Here is a 15,989-nt window from a genome sequence, read left to right as displayed (position 1 = left end):
AGCAAACTTCCGCTAAAGCTGACATCATCGCTCAATTGCACGTGGGACCGACTACAAACCGACATGGCTGATCCGTTTTTGCACACCATTCCCGCCTGGCGATGGGCCCTGATCCAGACCCGTCGCGACCTGCGCGCCACCAGCATGCGCGTTCTGCTCGTGGCCGTGACCCTGGCTGTGGCCGCCCTGACCGCCGTGGCCTTCTTTGCCGACCGCATCGAGCGTGGCCTCAGCCGCGACGCGGCCCAGTTGCAGGGCGGCGACGTGGTGGTGGTGGGCGACCAGCCCTTGCCCGACGACTTTGCACGCCGAGCCCAGGCCGAGCAATTGCGCACCGCACGCACGGCCAGCTTCCCCAGCATGGCCCGCGCCCCCGACGAGTTGGGCGGCGAGGCCCGCCTGGGCAGCCTCAAGGCCGTCGGCGAAGGCTATCCCCTGCGCGGCCAGTTGACCCTGGGTGAGCTGGATGCCAACGGCACGGTCCAGTCCCGCGGCCCCGCCCCCGCAGGCGGCCCGCGCCCGGGTGAGGTCTGGGTGGACCCCGGCTTGCTGCCCGCCCTGAACCTGAAAATGGGCGATGCCATCTGGCTGGGCGAGGCGTCCTTCCGCATCAGCGCCGTCATCGTCAACGAGCCCGACCGGGGATCGGGCTTCAGCTCCTTCTCGCCCCGCGTGATGATCCGCGAGTCGGACTTGCCCGCCACCGAACTCATCCAGCCCGCCAGCCGCGTCACCTACCGCTTGCTGGTGGCCGGCCCCGCGCGCCGGGGTGACGTGGGTGCTCCCGCCAATCTCAAGGGGGCGGTCCCCGGGGACAACGCGGCGCAAGCGGCCCTGAGGCGCTTCGTGCGCGACAGCGAGCCGGCCGTCGAGAAGCTGCGCGGCGTGCGCGTCGAGACCCTGGAGCAGGGACGCCCCGAAATGCGCGCCACGCTCGACCGCGCCGCCTTGTTCCTGCGCCTGGTGGCCTTGCTGGCCGCCTTGCTCTCGGCCGTGGCCGTGGCCGTCGTCTCGCGTGACTTTGCCCAGCGCCGCCTGGACGACTGCGCTCTGATGCGTGTGTTGGGCGTGTCGCAAACGACCATGGCCTGGTCGTATGCCTTGCAGTTCCTGCTCGTGGGGATGATGGCCAGCGCCCTGGGCTTGCTGCTGGGGTGGGGCTTTCACCACGTCTTCGTCCACATTCTGTCCGATCTGGTCAACGTGAGCTTGCCGGCCGCCGGCTGGCAACCCGTCTTGCTGGGCGTGGGCACCGGCGTGCTGCTCACCCTGGGCTTTGGCCTGCCGCCAGTGCTGCAACTGGCCCGGGTGCCGCCCCTGCGCGTGCTGCGGCGCGACCTGGGGCAGGTGCGGGTGCTCTCCCTGGGCATGGCAGTGCTCGGCATCGGTGCCCTGTTCGGCCTGCTGATGGTGGTGGCGCAAGACCTCAAGCTCGGGGCCATCGCCCTGGGCGGCTTCGTGCTGGCCATGCTGGTGTTTGCCGTCTTCGCGGCGCTGGCCGTGTGGGTACTGCGCCGCGCGGCCCACGCCTTCGCAGGCCGCCTGCCACCCTGGCTCACTCTGGCCACCCGCCAGCTCACGGCTCAGCCCGGGCACACCATCGTCCAGGTCTGCGCCCTGGGTGTGGGCCTGCTCGCACTCATGCTGCTCATCCTCATCCGCACCGACCTGGTGGCCAGCTGGCGCGCCGCCACCCCGCCTGATTCCCCCAACCGCTTCGTCATCAACATCCAGCCCGATCAGGTCGACGACTTCCAGTCCACGCTCAAGCAAGCCGGCGTCAGTCAGTACGACTGGTACCCCATGGTGCGGGCGCGCCTGCTCAGCATCAACGGCCAGCCCGTGCGTGCGCAAGACTACGTGGAAGAGCGCGCCCAGCGTCTCGTCGAGCGCGAGTTCAACCTCAGCTATGCCGCCCAGCCCCCGGCGCACAACCCTGTTGTGGCGGGCCGCTACCAGCCCGAAGAGCCCGATGCCTTCAGTGTCGAGGCCGGCCTGGCCGAGACCCTGGGTCTCAAGATGGGCGACCGCCTGCGCTTCGACATGGCCGGCGTGCAGCACGAAGGCCGCGTCACCAGCCTGCGCAAGGTCGACTGGGCCTCCATGCGCGTCAACTTCTTCGTGATGGCGCCGTCCCAGGCCATGCCCGACTGGCCCTCCACCTACATCACCGCCTTCCGCATGCCCGAGCAATCCCAGCTCGACCGCACCCTGATCCAGCGCTTCCCCAATCTCACTGTGGTGGACGTCTCGGCCACGCTCAATCAGATCCAGCGCGTGCTGGCCCAGGTCATCACGGCGGTCGAATTCCTGTTCATCTTCACCCTGGTCGCCGGCCTGATCGTGCTGATGGCCGGCCTGATGACCTCGCGCGAGCGCCGTGCCCGCGAGTGGGCCATCCTGCGCTCCCTGGGGGCCACCCAAGACCTGCTGGCACGCGTGCAGCGCATCGAGCTGCTGGGCGTGGGGGCCTTGGCCGGCGCCTTGTCGGCCGCCGCCGCCCTGGCCATTGGGGCCGTGCTGGCCGCCAAGGTGTTCGATTTCGCCTGGCAGGCACCCCTGTGGTGGCCCCTGCTGGGGGCGGTCTCCGGGGCCTTGCTGGCCTGGCTGGCGGGCTGGTGGAGCCTGCGTGGCGTGGTGCAGCGCCCCGTAGCGCTCACGCTGCGGCAAGCCGAATGAACGAAGGGGCAGGGCAGGGATGATGTTCCCTGGGTCCACCCTGCCGTCCGGCGCCGTCCGGACATGAAAAAGCCGGCACGCAGCCGGCTCATGTTTCAGTCCCAAACCTGAGCGATCAGCCCTCGCTCAGGCTGTTGATCAAGCCCATCTCGGCGCTGCCCATCAGCGACTCGATGTCCATCAGGATCAGCAGGCGGTCGCTCACATTGGCGATGCCGGTGATGTAGGTCGTGTCCACGATCGAATTGCTCATCTCGGGGGCGGGCTGGATCATCTGCTCGCTCAGTTGCATCACATCGCTCACCGAGTCCACCACGGCGCCTACCACGCGGCCGCGCACGTTCAGCACGATCACCACGGTGAAGCTGTTGATCTCGGCCTCGCCCTGGGCGTTCAGACAGTTGAACTTGATGCGCAGGTCCACGATGGGCACGATCACGCCGCGCAGGTTCACCACACCCTTGAGGTATGACGGGGCATTGGCAATCTTGGTGGGTGGCTCATACGAGCGGATTTCCTGCACCTTCAGGATGTCGATGCCGTACTCTTCGCTGCCCAGCCGGAAGGTGAGGTACTCGCGACCCGGAGGCGCATGGCGCACCTGACGCGACGGCGTGTTGCGCAAAGCCAAAGAAGAAGTCTGAGATCCACCTTGCGTGGATGCGCCCGTCAGGGTCTGGGGGGCGGTAGCTTGCAGGGTGTCCATGGTCGTCCTCTGTCGATTCACCGGCGCCAGGCAGGGGCGCCCTCATTGAAACTGTTACTTCTGTGAGTATCGGCCAGATATCCGGAAAGACAAGTGCAAAACGCACGCTCGCCGACTCCCTGGCCGCCAGATGGGGCTCAGCGTTGCGCGGACCACTCACTCAAAGGCACCGGGCGGCCAAACAGGTAGCCCTGGTAGGTCAGGCAACCGATCGAGCCCAGCTTGGCGCGCTGCGCTTCGTCCTCCACGCCCTCGGCGATCACGGCCATGCCCATGCTGTGCCCCAGCGCCACGATCGTGCGGGCGATGGCCGCATCGTTCGAGCTGTTGCAAATCTCGCGCACAAAGCTCTGGTCGATCTTGAGCTGGTCCAGCGGCAAACGCTTCAGGTAAGACAGGGACGAATAGCCAGTCCCGAAGTCATCGAGCGAGAAGCTCACCCCGATGTCCTTGAGCGCGCTCATCTTGGCGATGATGTCTGACACGTTGGACACCAACATGCTTTCCGTCAGCTCCAGCTTCAATCGCTCTGGGCGTGCACCGGTGCGTGCCAGCACCCCTTTCACCTGGTCGACAAAGTCGGCCTGACGGAACTGCCGTGCGCTGATGTTGATGGCCAGCGTGAGCTCTGCGGTCTCTGGCGCGCGGGCCCAGCCCAGCAGCACCTGGCAGGCGGTCTCCAGCACCCACAGCCCGATGGGCACGATCAAGCCCATCTCCTCGGCCACGGGAATGAACTGGTTGGGCGGCACCATGCCACGTTGCGGATGTGGCCAACGGATCAGGGCCTCGGCACCGACGGTGTGGCCCAGGTGATCGACCTGAGGTTGGTAAAAGAGCTGGAACTGCGATTCGCTCACGGCGGTGCGCAGGTCGGCCTCCATCTGCGTGCGGGCCATCAGTTTGGCCTGCATCTGCGGATCGAAGAAGCGGAAGGTGTTGCGCCCGGCGCTCTTGGCCTGGTACATCGCCAGGTCGGCCTGCTTGAGCAAGTCATCGAGGCTATGTTCATGGTTAATGAACAAGGTCACCCCAATGCTCGGGCTGTTCAGGTAGTAACGGTCGCCCAGTCGGTAGCGCTGCGACAGCACGTGGTGGATCTTCTCCACCACGGCTTCCGCCCGCGTCGCCGCGTGTTCGGCGTCCTCGTGCAGGCCCTCCAGAATGACCACGAACTCGTCGCCCCCCAGGCGCGCAATCGTGTCGCCTTCACGCAGGGTGCTCACCAGGCGCTCTGCCACTTGCTGCAAGAGCTGGTCGCCCACAGCATGCCCGGCCGTATCGTTGAGGTTCTTGAAATTGTCCAGATCCATGAACAGCAAGGCGCCGTACTGGCCATTGCGTTTGCTGGTGCTCATGGCGTGCTGCAGACGGTCCATCAGCAGCCGACGGTTGGGCAGCTGGGTCAGCGGATCGTAGAACGCCAGCCGCTCGATCTCCTGCTCGGCGGCCTTGCGGCGCGTGATGTCGCGCACCAGGCCGACGAACATCGGCACGCCGCCGCGTGTGATCTGCGATACCGCCAGCTCGATCGGGAAGAGTCTGCCGCTCTTGTGCTGCCCACGCAACTCGCGGCCAATGCCGATGACGCGCGAGTGGCCGTTGTCGACATAGTCGCGCAAATAGCCGTCGTGCGCCTCGCGGTGCGGCGACGGCATGAGCATCTTGACGTTGTGGCCGACCACTTCGGCGGTGGTGTAGCCAAAAATCTGCTCGGCCGCCGGGTTGAACGACGCGATCAGGCCGCGCTGATCAATGGTGATCAGGCCATCGACAATGTTGTCCAGCACCGCCTGCGTGTAGTCGGCCTGCTCCTGCAGCGAGATCCTTGCCTGCTGCTGCGCACTGATGTCGATGTGCGTGCCGAACATCAGGCACGGCAGGCCCTCGGGCGTCCAGGTTGTGACGCGACCCCGGGTGTTCACCCACACCCAGTGGCCATCCTTATGCCGCATGCGGCATTGCATCTCGAAGTCACTTTGTTGACGCGAGAAATGCAGAGCCAACAGGGCTTCGGCTTGCACCACATCGTCCGGGTACATCAGGCTTTTCCAGCAATCGACGTTGTGGGGCAGCAGTTCGTCGAGCGTGTAACCCAGCATGGAGGCCCAGCGCTCATTGAAGACCGCCTCACCGGTCTGGATATTCCATTCCCAGGTGCCGATGCGCGCGCCGTCGATCACCGCCGACAGGCGCTGCTTGTGGCGCTGAATCCGCTCGGCGTCGCTCTTCTCGCGGGTGATGTCCGACTCGATGGCGATGAAGCCCTGCAGCACGCCCGCCTCATCCCGCATCGGGTTGCAGTTGATGCGCACCCAGTAAGACTGCCCGCTCTTGTGATAGTTCACCACGTCCACGGTGAAGGCCTCGCCGCGGCGCAAGGCCGCGCGCATCAGGGCGATCGTTTGCGGGTCGGTCTCCGCCCCCTGCAACAGATCGCCGGGGCTGCGGCCCATCAGCTCTGCCAATTCATAGCCTGACAGGCGGGTGAAGCCCTCGTTGATCCACTCGATGCGACCCTGCTGATCCGTGATCACCACCCCATTGGTCGTGTCGCTGGCCACCCGCGACAGTCGGGCCAGCTCCACCAGGCTTTGCTCATGCGCCTGCTGCACCCGCGCGGCGCTGATGAGCTGGCCAATGGTGACCAGCAAGGGTTGCAGGAAATCGACCATGGCCGGGTCGTACCCGCCAGGGCGATTGGCCAGGCCCAGCATGGCCACCATGGTCTCGCCACGGTAGATGGGCACCCCCAGGAACGCGTTCAGCGGTGGATGGCCCGAAGGCAAGCCGCCGCGGCGCGGGTCCCCCGATGGCGTGTTGGCAATCACCACCTCGCCGGTCCTCAAGGCGGCACCGAACAGCGTGTTCAGGTTGGTGAAGGCCATGCCATGGGGGGCGTGTTGCTCATAGAACGCCTTCGAGGCAGCGTCCCACGCGATGTTGGTGATGGCGTGGGTCCTCAAATAGGGCTGTCCATCCGGCTGGTGCAGCACCTCACCCACAAAGCCGTAGTCGCTCAGGGTCAGCGACAGGATGTCTGTGAGCAGCGTCTCAAAGGCCTTCTTGCGATCCGGCTCCTGAATGAAGCTCAACTGGGCGCGTGCAACGACCTCACCCAGGCGCTGTGCCGACTGCAGCGCCAGACTTTGCTCATGCAGATCCACATGCCCGATGGCCTGCTCCACGCAGTCTGCGAGGTCCCGCAGGCACTGGCGCTCGGTCTGGGTCAGCGGTGGACGTGGCTGATCATCGAGGATGCACAGCGCGCCAATCCGCAGGCCGTCGCCCACCGTCAAGGGAGCACCAGCGTAGTAGCGGACGTGCGGAAAACCGGTGACCAGCGGGCTGTGCTGAAAACGGGGATCCTGCAGGGCATCCGTCACTTCCATGATGTCCGCCTGCTCAATCGCGTGAGCGGTGAAAGACACCTCGCGCGCAGCGCCATTGATGTCCACCTCGCCTTGCCGAGACTTCAGCCACAGACGCTGGTCGTCCACCACCGATACCAAGGCCACCTTGACGCCGAACATCTCCCTCGCCAGGCGTGTCAGGCGATCGAACTTGTCTTCGGGCTGCGTGTTGAGCAGCCCGGTGGCTTTCAATGCGGCCAGACGCGCAGTTTCAGCGCCTGATGGCTCAGGTTCTTGCATGGGTTCCTGGATGCTCGGCGGCAAAGAGGTAGGGAGCGGGCTGCACGCACCCTCAGGCCCAGGCAAGCGTCATCGGCCGGGCAGGCACACGCACCTCTCACACTCGTGCAACCGCCGTGTTGCGACGTTGTGTAGTGTAACGGTGTGCGTATCCCCCAGCGACCGCCTCAGGGTTTGGGGCCGCCCCTCGTGCCGCGTCTGCTTTGTGACTGGTTGCTGCCCCCCACATGGGACTCCCGATCGCTGCGGCTGTCAGGGGTGCGCTGCCCCTGGTTCAGCTGCGTGGCCTCTTGCTCACCCATCTTGTTGGTGTCGTTGGCCACCTTGCCGGTGTGCGGTTCCTGCGCGTCGCGCGGATTCTGATGGTTGCTCATCACGGCCTCCTGTTGACCTGGCGACCGAGTTTGATCGCTTGCGTCCATCATAGACACGCCACCGTGATGAGTCCATGTTTAATGAGTCACAGTGAGGTGTGTGCACTGATCATCCGGCTGCCTGCCAAGCCACCACCCGGTTGCGGCCTTCCTGCTTGGCCTGGTACAAGGCTTGGTCCGCATTGCTCAGCACCTCTGCTGCGCCCAGTCCGCTGCCAGGGAATGCAATGCCGATGCTCATCGTGACGTGAAGCAAGCCCGCCGCCGTCGCAAAAGGCTCGGCCGCGATCCGTTCTCGGATGCCATCGGCCTTGCGAATCGCGTCGTCGGGTGAGATCGCTTCCAGCACCACAGCGAACTCCTCGCCACCCAGGCGTCCGGCCGTGTCACGCTGGCGCAAGCAGGTGCGAAGTCGGTTTGCCACTTCTTGCAGCACCACATCGCCAATGGGGTGACCATGGCTGTCGTTGACCTGCTTGAAGAAGTCGATGTCCAGTATCAAGACGGCACATGTAGGGCCTGTCGGGTGGTGGGTCACGTCCAGGGCGTGTTCCAAGGCGGCCATGAAGGCGCGGCGGTTGGGCAGTCCTGTCAGAGAGTCGGTGGCCGCCAGTGCGGTGAGGTCGCGTTCTTTGTGTTTGCGCGCTGTGATGTCTTGCAGCAACCAGACGCGGCCCAGGGGTTCATCGTTCTCATTGATCTCGATGCGCTTGACCTCCAGCACCCTACCGTCTGGCCTCTCCACCTCCAGGGTGGTGCCGCTCTCACGGCGCTCATGAGGGTGTGCATCGTCCAGCCAGGCAGCGCAGCTCGGGTCCAGGTGTTCGCACAGTTGCTCGTGGGTCACGCCGATCAGGCTGCCATCTTGATCGTTGAGCCCCAGCCATTCGACCGCAAGGCGGTTGAGCAGCACCACCCGATGCGAGGCGTCTTCCATCAGCACGCCTCCTGGGAAGCGCTCAAGCAGCACGTCCAGGCGTTTGCGCTCTACGATCAATTGTTCGTGGGCCAGATGCCGGTCGGTGATGTCAAACAAGGTCCAAACCACATCGCCGTCCGGATCGGTGAAGTCGTTGAGCACGCCCTGAATGTTGAACCAGCGCGTCTGACCATGCTGGTCTTTCAGTGGGTACTCGAACCGACAGCGGCCATCTTGGCGCAGCACCTGGTATTGCGCCATGACCCGTTCTGCATGTGCGGCGTCCACATGGAAATTGTGCAGGCTGTTCGGCGCGCCTGGCGCGATGGGGCCGAACACCTCGATGAACCGTTCGTTCGCAAAAATGATCTCGCGTCGCCAATTGGCCATGACGATGGCCGCCGAGCTTTGTTCCAGCAGCACATGGCGCAGTTGCACCGCGCGGATCCGGTCGCTGATGTCCGTGTAGGTTCCCACCACCAGTTGTGGCCGCCCCGTCACGTCGCGCTCGACCACGCGTGCACGCATCGACACCCACAGTGACGAGCCATTCCCCGTTTGCATGCGAATCTCGGTGGCAAAGACACCGTCATTGGCTTCGCGCAGGTAGGCGAGCCACTCGCGTGTCAACTTTGGCAGGTCCTGAGGGTGAACAAGATCGGTCCAGTCGTGAGGGTTTCGTGGGTCTGCGTGCGTTGGAAGCGCCAGCATCTTGTGCAGGCCCTCGTCCCATTCCACGCGCTTGTTGTTGGCCTGCCAGGACCACACGCCGTCGTGTGCCGAATGCAGCGTCACAGTCAGCCGCTCATGCGCAATGCGCAGGGCTCTCTCCTGCCTGCGCGCCTTCAGGCGCAGCCTGCTGACGAAGAGCATCATCACCACCACCACGATGCTGCCGATGACATTGCGGCGAAAGGTCTCCTGCTGGGCCAGTGTGACTGGGGCCAGGGCCTTGGCTCTGCTGATGCCCACACTCACAATCAAGGGGTATTCACTCAGACGATGCCAGGCGTAGTAGCGCTCCACGCCATCGAAAGGGGCCTTGACGTGATAAAGACCGTGGTCTTGCTCGGGGTATCTGATGAACGGCCGGTCTGAGGGAACTGCGGTGCCCAGTACCTTGTTGATCTCGTGTGAGCGAGCCAGGTACTTGCCATCGCTGCGAACGATCAGCGCAGCATCCTCGGGATCGCTGTAGACCTTTTCCAGCGCTTGTGACAGATGCTTGGCTGACACTGACAGCAACAGCACCCCCACCCGTTGCCCCTGATGGTCAATGGGGCGTGTCAGGAGGATGGCCCATTTCTGGGTGATGCGGCCCAACGTCGGCTCACTGATGAACAACCGTGCGGGGTGGAGAGGCTTGTTGAAGTGAACCTGAAAGTGCTCGCGATCCGCGAAGGACACCGGGGAGCCCAAGGTGCTGCGCGGGCTGTCCAACTCCGAGAAGATGACGCGGCCATCGGCATCTGTCACGGCCACGTTGAGCAGGGCGCCGTCTTGCAGGGTCTTGCGCGAGCGGCTTGCGGCCGCCCTGAGTCCACGGTCGCCTTCCCTCAGCCACTGGTCAATCAGCTGGACCGACACATAGTCCAGTGTGCGCAACAGCGTTTGCGTCTGCAGGGCCAGGGCATGAGACGTTTGTTCGATGCCCTTTCGGGCCAGATCTTCGGCGAGCCGGGTTTGCTGCTGTGCCGTCGCCTGGGCCTGGACCCAGTAGGAGATCAGGAATCCCAGCAGCAGCAACCAGCTCGCCAGTAACGTCAGGTAGTCGGCAAAGCCGCTTTCACGCTTCTGCATCAATGGGACCGCTCTGATGAGACCGTGCTGACGACTCTGCTGGGGGAAAGGAACCGCGCAGGCCACGGCGGCCAGACGGGTGTGGGCTGGTGGCGGTGGCGCCACCGCCCTGTGTGGGCATCAGACGTTGAACAAGAAGTTCAACACGTCGCCATCCTTGACCACGTATTCCTTGCCTTCGGCGCGCATCTTGCCGGCATCCTTCGCGCCCGCTTCACCCTTGAACTGGATGAAGTCCTCGAACGCGATGGTCTGGGCGCGGATGAAGCCCTTCTCGAAGTCGGTGTGGATCACGCCGGCGGCCTGAGGGGCCGTGTCGCCCACGTGGATGGTCCAGGCGCGCACTTCCTTGACGCCTGCGGTGAAGTAGGTCTGCAGGCCCAGCAGCTTGAAGGCGGCGCGGATCAGGCGGTTCAGGCCCGGTTCATCCTGGCCCATCTCAGCCAGGAACATCGCGCGGTCTTCGTCGTCCATTTCGGCCAGCTCGGCCTCGGTCTTGGCGCAAATGGCCACGACTTCACCCTTTTGCGCGGCCGCGTACTCACGCAGACGGTCGAGCAGTGGGTTGTTCTCGAAACCGGTCTCCGAGACGTTGCCCACGAACATGGCCGGCTTGGCCGTGATCAGACACAGCGGCTTGAGGATGGCCAGCTCTTCCTTGCTGAAGTCGATGGAACGCACCGGCTTGGCTTCGTCCAGCGCGGCCTGGCACTTCTCCAGCACCTTCACCAAGGCTGCCGCTTCCTTGTCATTGCCCGAGCGGGCGGCCTTGTTGTAGCGATGCAGGCTCTTTTCCACGGTGCCCAGGTCGGCCAGGCACAGCTCGGTCTGGATGACCTCGATGTCGGCGATCGGGTCCACCTTGCCGGCCACGTGGATCACGTTGTCGTCTTCAAAGCAGCGCACCACGTTGACGATGGCGTCGGTCTCGCGGATGTGCGAGAGGAACTGGTTGCCCAGGCCTTCCCCCTTGGAGGCACCCGCCACCAGACCGGCGATGTCCACAAACTCGACGATGGCCGGCAGGATGCGCTCAGGCTTGACGATCTCGGCCAGCTTGTCCAGACGCGGATCGGGCACTTCCACCACGCCCACATTGGGCTCGATGGTGCAAAAGGGATAATTCTCGGCGGCAATGCCGGCCTTGGTCAACGCATTGAAGAGGGTGGACTTGCCGACGTTGGGCAGGCCCACGATGCCGCACTTGAGACTCATGGAAATTCCTTTGAAATCAGACGCCGCGCATTCATGGGCCCCGGGGGCGGAACGCGCTGACCTGACCCGCGCTGGATCAGCGTGGTGGTGATCATTGCCGATGGGGAGTGCATCGGGAAGCAGCCATTTTAACCTGCGGCCCCTGGCGTCCTGCGCTGCCTCAAGTGCACCCGTGCCGAATTCAGTTTAGATTAATGGGCTTACGGCGCTGCCCCGTGCGGCGCCGTATTTCTCCTCAATCTGGATGGTTCTCATGAGTGCGACCGGTTTCGATGTGTGTGTGAGTGGTTCGGGCGCCGTGGCCATGAGCCTGACCCTGGCCTTGTCCGCCGAGGGCTGGCGTGTGGCCTGGGCCCGCGCGCCCGAGGCCGCCTCCCCCGCAAAGGCCGATGTGCGAACCTACGCCCTCAACGCGCGCGCCATCACCTTGCTGGAGCGTCTGCGTGTCTGGCCCGCCCTCAAGGCTTTTTCCTCCCCCGTTTTCGAGATGAAGATCTGTGGGGATGGCGGCGGCGCGCTGTCCTTCTCGGCCTGGCAGCAGCAGGTGACCGAGCTGGCCTGGATTGTGGATGCGGCCGCCCTGGAGCGTCTGCTGGGGGAGGCGTTGCGCTTTGCGCCCCGTGTCGAGATCGTGCCGCCGCTGCAAGGCGCGCAGGCGCCGGTCAAGGCCGCCTTGCTGGCCATCTGCGAGGGCAAGCATTCGGGCACCCGCGCCGACCTGGGCGTCGAGTTCGCGCGCCGGGACTACGGGCACTGGGGCGTGGCCACCCGCCTGAAGGCCGAGCGCCCCCACAACGGCGTCGCCCGTCAATGGTTTCGCTCTCCCGACATCCTCGCGCTGCTGCCTTTCAATCAGCCCGACCCCGATGCCTCGTATGGCCTGGTCTGGTCCGTGCCGAAAGAGCGCGCCGAGCACCTGCTGTCTCTGAACACGGCCGATTTTGAGTTGGAACTCAACGACGCGGTGCTGCAATCGGCTCCTGAAGCAGCAGAGCAAATCGGGCATCTGAGCGTGGCCTCCGAGGTGGCAGGTTGGCCATTGGCACTGGCGCAGGCTGATCGCTGGATGGGGCCGGGCTGGGTCTTGCTGGGCGACGCAGCCCATCAGGTGCACCCCTTGGCCGGGCAGGGCCTCAACCTGGGCCTGGCCGATGTGGACACGCTGGTCACCGTCCTGCGCGAGGCCCGCGCCCGCGAGCCCTGGCGTTCGCTGGGGGATGAGCGCACCTTGCGTCGCTATGTGCGCCGCCGCGAAACGCCCACGCGTGCCATGGCCGGCCTCACTGACGGCCTGTTGCACCTCTTTGCCGACCAGCGCGCCCCCCTGAAGGACCTGCGCAACGCCGGCATGACCCTGGTTGAGCGCCTGGGCCCGGTCAAACACTGGCTGGTGGGCCGTGCTCTGGACGCCTGAGCGCCCGCCGACCCGCTCCGATCTCTCACAAAGGAACAAGATGAATGCTGTGATTCGTGGCCTGACACTGGCTGCACTGACTTTCTCTCTCATGGGTGCAGCCCAGGCTCAGGCTGGCGATGTCCCGGCCGCGCAACTCAAGGCCTTGCAGCAAAAGCTGTCGCAACGCCTGCCCTCGCTGCCCCCCATCGAGTCGGCTCGCAGCACACCCATGAGCGGCCTGATCGAGCTGAAGGTGGGCAACACGGTGTTCTACAGTGATGCCACGGGCGAGTACCTCATCGAGGGCCACATCCTGGAGACCCGCACCCAGCGCGACCTCACGGCCGAACGCCTGGAAGAGATCAACCGCGTGACCTTCAACAACTTCCCCTTCCAGGATGCGGTCGTGTGGAAGAACGGCAATGGCAAACGTCGCCTCGTCGTCTTCGCGGACCCGAATTGCGGCTACTGCAAACAACTGGAGCGTGAACTGCAGAAGGTCAAGGACATCACCGTCTACACCTTGCTGATCCCCATCCTGGGTGCCGACTCGCGCGCCAAGGCCGAGAACATCTGGTGCATGAAAGACCGCACGAGCGCCTGGCTGGACTGGATGCTGGAGAACAAGGCGCCGGCCCGTGCGTTTGGTCAGTGCGCCACCCCGCTGCAACGCAACCTGGCATTGGCGCAGCGCCTGGGCGTGAATGGCACCCCCGCCATGTTCTTTGAAGACGGCACCCGTCTGGCTGCCGCGGCTCCACTGGCCACCATCGAAGAGCGCCTGGCACGGGCGGCAGGCAAGTCTGGCCGCTGAGCTGTTTCAAGCCTCCCTGAAGGCCTGAATTCAGGCCTTCAACCAGGCGGCGCGGCGCGTGAGCGCCTGCGTATCTGCCGGCGTGTTGGCCACCGTCAGGGCCACGGTGCCGCCGCCCGTGGTGGGCAGCACCGGCAGGGTCAGGGTCAGCACACGCTGGTCGCGGCTGACCAGCAGCGGTTGCGCGCGGCTGGCATCGTGCCACTGGGCCAGATCATCGGCACGCTTGATGCGCCACTCGCCCAGGGCCAGCAACTCATCGCCGGCACTCAGCCCCATCTGCTCGGCCACGCTGCCATGCATCACGGCAAGCACCTGTTGTGCGCCGCTGCGCTCGCCAATGCGCGCACCCAGGCGCTGAGGCAGGCTCCCTGTCTGGGTGTGCCAGTCCACGCCCTGGGTGCGCAGCAAAGCGGGCAAGGGCAGGTCGTCGCAGCCCTCGGTCCAGGCGTCCAGCAGGGCACGCCAGGCCCCCGCCACATCCAGGCCGGCCGGTGCGGCGAACACCGTTGCCGGCGGCAACTGCCCCGCCTCGTCGGCCAGGGCCTGGGCCACATCCGCCTGGGTGATCGCGCGCCCGAGTTTCCACAGGCGCAGCATCACGCCATCCAGGCTCGGGCTGGGCCCGTCTTCGGTGGCGGCGGGCAGTTGGCGCAGCGTCAGGTCCAGCGCCAGGGCCACCAGCGAGCCCTTCGTGTAGTAGCTCACTGTCGCGTTGGCGGTGTTCTCGTCCTGGCGGTAGTAGCGTGTCCACGCGTCAAAGCTGGCCTGCCCGACGCTGTAGGCCAGGCGCCCGGGGGTGGACAGCACCTGGTTGACGGTCTTGCTCAACAGCTTCAGGTAGGTTGGGGCGTCGATCAAGCCTGTGCGCAGCAGGAACTGGTCGTCGTAATACGAGGTGAAGCCCTCGAAGAACCACAGCATGCGCGTGACGTTCTCCTGGGTGTAGTCATAGGGCGCAAACTCGACCGGCTTGAGCCGCTTCACGTTCCAGGTGTGGAAGTACTCGTGGCTGATCAGCCCCAGCAAGGTCGTGTAGCTGTCCTTGTTCAGCGGCCGGCCCGTGCGGGGCAGGTCGCGCCGCCCGCAGATCAGTGCCGTGCTCTGGCGGTGCTCCAGCCCACCGTAGCCATCGTCCACCACGTTGAGCATGAAGACATAGTGGTCAAACGGCACTTTGCGGCGCCCATGCCAGAAGCTGATCTGCGCCTCGCAGATGCGGCGGGTGTCGTCCAGCAGGCGCCGGCCATCGAAGTCGTCGGTCGCGCCGGCCACCACGAACTCGTGGCGCACACCACGCACCGTGAACTCGCCGTGCCAGAAGGTGCCCAACTCCACCGGGTGGTCGATCAGTGCGTCGTAGTCGGGCGCCTCATATTCGCCCCAGCCCAGGGCATTCACCTTCACGGCGGGCAGGGCGGTCGCCACACGCCAGCCTTTGGGCAGGCCGGTGATCTTCACGCGCTGTGGCTGGTCCTCGAACCCTTCGGCCTTGAGGAACACGCTGGTGCCGTTGAAAAAGCCGCGCCGGGCATCCAGAAAGGCTGTTCGCACCGAGGTGTCGAAGGCGTACACCTCATAGTGCAGCGTCAGCGCACCACGGCCCTCGTTCTCGACGCGCCAGGTGCACTTGTCCAGCGGCGTCACCGCCACGGGCTTGCCGCCTTGCGTGGCGGTGATGGGTGACAGGTGCCGCGCAAACTCGCGCACCAGGTAGCTGCCCGGAATCCACACCGGCAGGCTCAAGGTTTGACCCGGTTGCGGGCGCGACACGCGCATCGTGACCTGAAAACGATGGGTGTGGGCGTCGCCCACTTCGATGCGGTAGTCAATCATGGGCGGGGGCGGTGAAGGGCTGCAACAGAGTCAAGTCGAGTCAGGCGTGGCAGGGGGGCAGATCGCTCAGATCTGGGCGGCCGCCAGGAAACACGACAGGCTCGCGATCAAGGTCAGGCGAAAGCGCATCGTGAGCCAGCCAGCGGTGCCCATGGCGGGGTAGAGCTTGCGGTCGATCAGATAACAGGCGATCAGCACGAAGCCGATCAGCGCCAGGCCGGCGTGCGGTGGCATCAGCACAGCGATCAGGCCGGCCAGCGAATAGCCAATGCCCACCCACAGTGCGCGCTGTTGCAGGGCTGGTTCGTCGGCCGCCGAGCCTGACTGCCACATCAGCATCCCCCAGTGCAGGCCGCCCAGGAAGGAGACGACCAGGGCGGCGTAGGCCGTCAGGCCGCGCACCACGAAAAAGAAGGGCTCGTCGTCCATGCGGGGGCCCAGCAGCCAGACAAACAAGGCGCCGGCGACGAAGGGCACCAGGCCCAGATGGCCGAGGCGCCGTGCCAGGGTGCCTGGTTCGGCATGGTGGTGTGCGGGCAGGTGGGGGGAAGCGGAGGACATGGCAGTCAAACGGGTCAAAGAACGGTGAGAAAAATG

At 65.1% G+C, this 15,989-nt stretch carries 10 protein-coding genes; 3 read left to right on the top strand and 7 right to left on the bottom strand.

Features of this window, described 5'->3' with window-relative positions:
* Positions 1 to 63 precede the first annotated feature (63 nt).
* On the top strand, positions 64 to 2,679 hold the full coding sequence (locus RBT42_RS11485; RefSeq protein WP_320365203.1) for an ABC transporter permease: 2,616 nt from the start codon (positions 64 to 66) through the stop codon (positions 2,677 to 2,679).
* Positions 2,680 to 2,794: 115 nt separating this feature from the next.
* Here the strand turns inward: RBT42_RS11485 and RBT42_RS11480 are convergent, their stop codons facing one another.
* The 5 genes from RBT42_RS11480 to ychF form a co-directional block, all read right to left on the bottom strand.
* Complete coding sequence (locus tag RBT42_RS11480) at positions 2,795 to 3,385, bottom strand: chemotaxis protein CheW (protein WP_320365201.1); 591 nt, start codon at positions 3,383 to 3,385, stop codon at positions 2,795 to 2,797.
* A gap of 137 nt (positions 3,386 to 3,522) precedes the next feature.
* Positions 3,523 to 7,038, bottom strand: coding sequence for an EAL domain-containing protein (locus RBT42_RS11475; RefSeq protein ID WP_320365200.1), 3,516 nt, complete (start codon positions 7,036 to 7,038; stop codon positions 3,523 to 3,525).
* A 167-nt stretch (positions 7,039 to 7,205) separates the two neighbouring features.
* Positions 7,206 to 7,412 carry a hypothetical protein gene (locus tag RBT42_RS11470; protein WP_320365198.1) on the bottom strand — a complete coding sequence of 69 codons (207 nt, stop codon included), beginning with the start codon at positions 7,410 to 7,412 and terminating at the stop codon, positions 7,206 to 7,208.
* A 109-nt stretch (positions 7,413 to 7,521) separates the two neighbouring features.
* Positions 7,522 to 10,131: a diguanylate cyclase gene (locus RBT42_RS11465; RefSeq protein WP_320365196.1), complete on the bottom strand. Its 2,610-nt coding sequence runs from the start codon at positions 10,129 to 10,131 to the stop codon at positions 7,522 to 7,524.
* Between the two features lie 120 nt (positions 10,132 to 10,251).
* Positions 10,252 to 11,346: a redox-regulated ATPase YchF gene (gene ychF / locus RBT42_RS11460; protein ID WP_320365194.1), complete on the bottom strand. Its 1,095-nt coding sequence runs from the start codon at positions 11,344 to 11,346 to the stop codon at positions 10,252 to 10,254.
* Positions 11,347 to 11,599: 253 nt separating this feature from the next.
* Between ychF and RBT42_RS11455 the strand changes: the two genes are divergently transcribed.
* Positions 11,600 to 12,760: an FAD-dependent monooxygenase gene (locus tag RBT42_RS11455; RefSeq protein ID WP_320365192.1), complete on the top strand. Its 1,161-nt coding sequence runs from the start codon at positions 11,600 to 11,602 to the stop codon at positions 12,758 to 12,760.
* Positions 12,761 to 12,800: 40 nt separating this feature from the next.
* Positions 12,801 to 13,556 (top strand): DsbC family protein, encoded by a 756-nt coding sequence (locus RBT42_RS11450; RefSeq protein WP_320365190.1) that lies wholly within the window; start codon positions 12,801 to 12,803, stop codon positions 13,554 to 13,556.
* A 30-nt stretch (positions 13,557 to 13,586) separates the two neighbouring features.
* On the opposite strand, the gene RBT42_RS11445 is transcribed toward RBT42_RS11450, so the two are convergent.
* On the bottom strand, positions 13,587 to 15,392 hold the full coding sequence (locus tag RBT42_RS11445; protein WP_320365188.1) for a peptidase M61: 1,806 nt from the start codon (positions 15,390 to 15,392) through the stop codon (positions 13,587 to 13,589).
* A gap of 66 nt (positions 15,393 to 15,458) precedes the next feature.
* Positions 15,459 to 15,953, bottom strand: coding sequence for a DUF3429 domain-containing protein (locus RBT42_RS11440; protein WP_320365186.1), 495 nt, complete (start codon positions 15,951 to 15,953; stop codon positions 15,459 to 15,461).
* Positions 15,954 to 15,989 lie beyond the last annotated feature (36 nt).

The organism is Aquabacterium sp. (assembly GCF_034003525.1).
Lineage (GTDB): Bacteria > Pseudomonadota > Gammaproteobacteria > Burkholderiales > Burkholderiaceae_C > Aquabacterium.
The sequence above is the reverse complement of the archived record's forward strand: the minus strand, read 5'-3'. Positions and strand labels throughout refer to the sequence as shown.

What these genes read in the sequence shown, in the direction of transcription:
- RBT42_RS11485 (WP_320365203.1), top strand. Translation starts at nt 64, where the DNA reads ATGGCTGATCCGTTTTTGCACACCATTCCCGCCTGGCGATGGGCCCTG.
- RBT42_RS11480 (WP_320365201.1), bottom strand. Translation starts at nt 3,385, where the DNA reads ATGGACACCCTGCAAGCTACCGCCCCCCAGACCCTGACGGGCGCATCC.
- RBT42_RS11475 (WP_320365200.1), bottom strand. Translation starts at nt 7,038, where the DNA reads ATGCAAGAACCTGAGCCATCAGGCGCTGAAACTGCGCGTCTGGCCGCA.
- RBT42_RS11470 (WP_320365198.1), bottom strand. Translation starts at nt 7,412, where the DNA reads ATGAGCAACCATCAGAATCCGCGCGACGCGCAGGAACCGCACACCGGC.
- RBT42_RS11465 (WP_320365196.1), bottom strand. Translation starts at nt 10,131, where the DNA reads ATGCAGAAGCGTGAAAGCGGCTTTGCCGACTACCTGACGTTACTGGCG.
- ychF (WP_320365194.1), bottom strand. Translation starts at nt 11,346, where the DNA reads ATGAGTCTCAAGTGCGGCATCGTGGGCCTGCCCAACGTCGGCAAGTCC.
- RBT42_RS11455 (WP_320365192.1), top strand. Translation starts at nt 11,600, where the DNA reads ATGAGTGCGACCGGTTTCGATGTGTGTGTGAGTGGTTCGGGCGCCGTG.
- RBT42_RS11450 (WP_320365190.1), top strand. Translation starts at nt 12,801, where the DNA reads ATGAATGCTGTGATTCGTGGCCTGACACTGGCTGCACTGACTTTCTCT.
- RBT42_RS11445 (WP_320365188.1), bottom strand. Translation starts at nt 15,392, where the DNA reads ATGATTGACTACCGCATCGAAGTGGGCGACGCCCACACCCATCGTTTT.
- RBT42_RS11440 (WP_320365186.1), bottom strand. Translation starts at nt 15,953, where the DNA reads ATGTCCTCCGCTTCCCCCCACCTGCCCGCACACCACCATGCCGAACCA.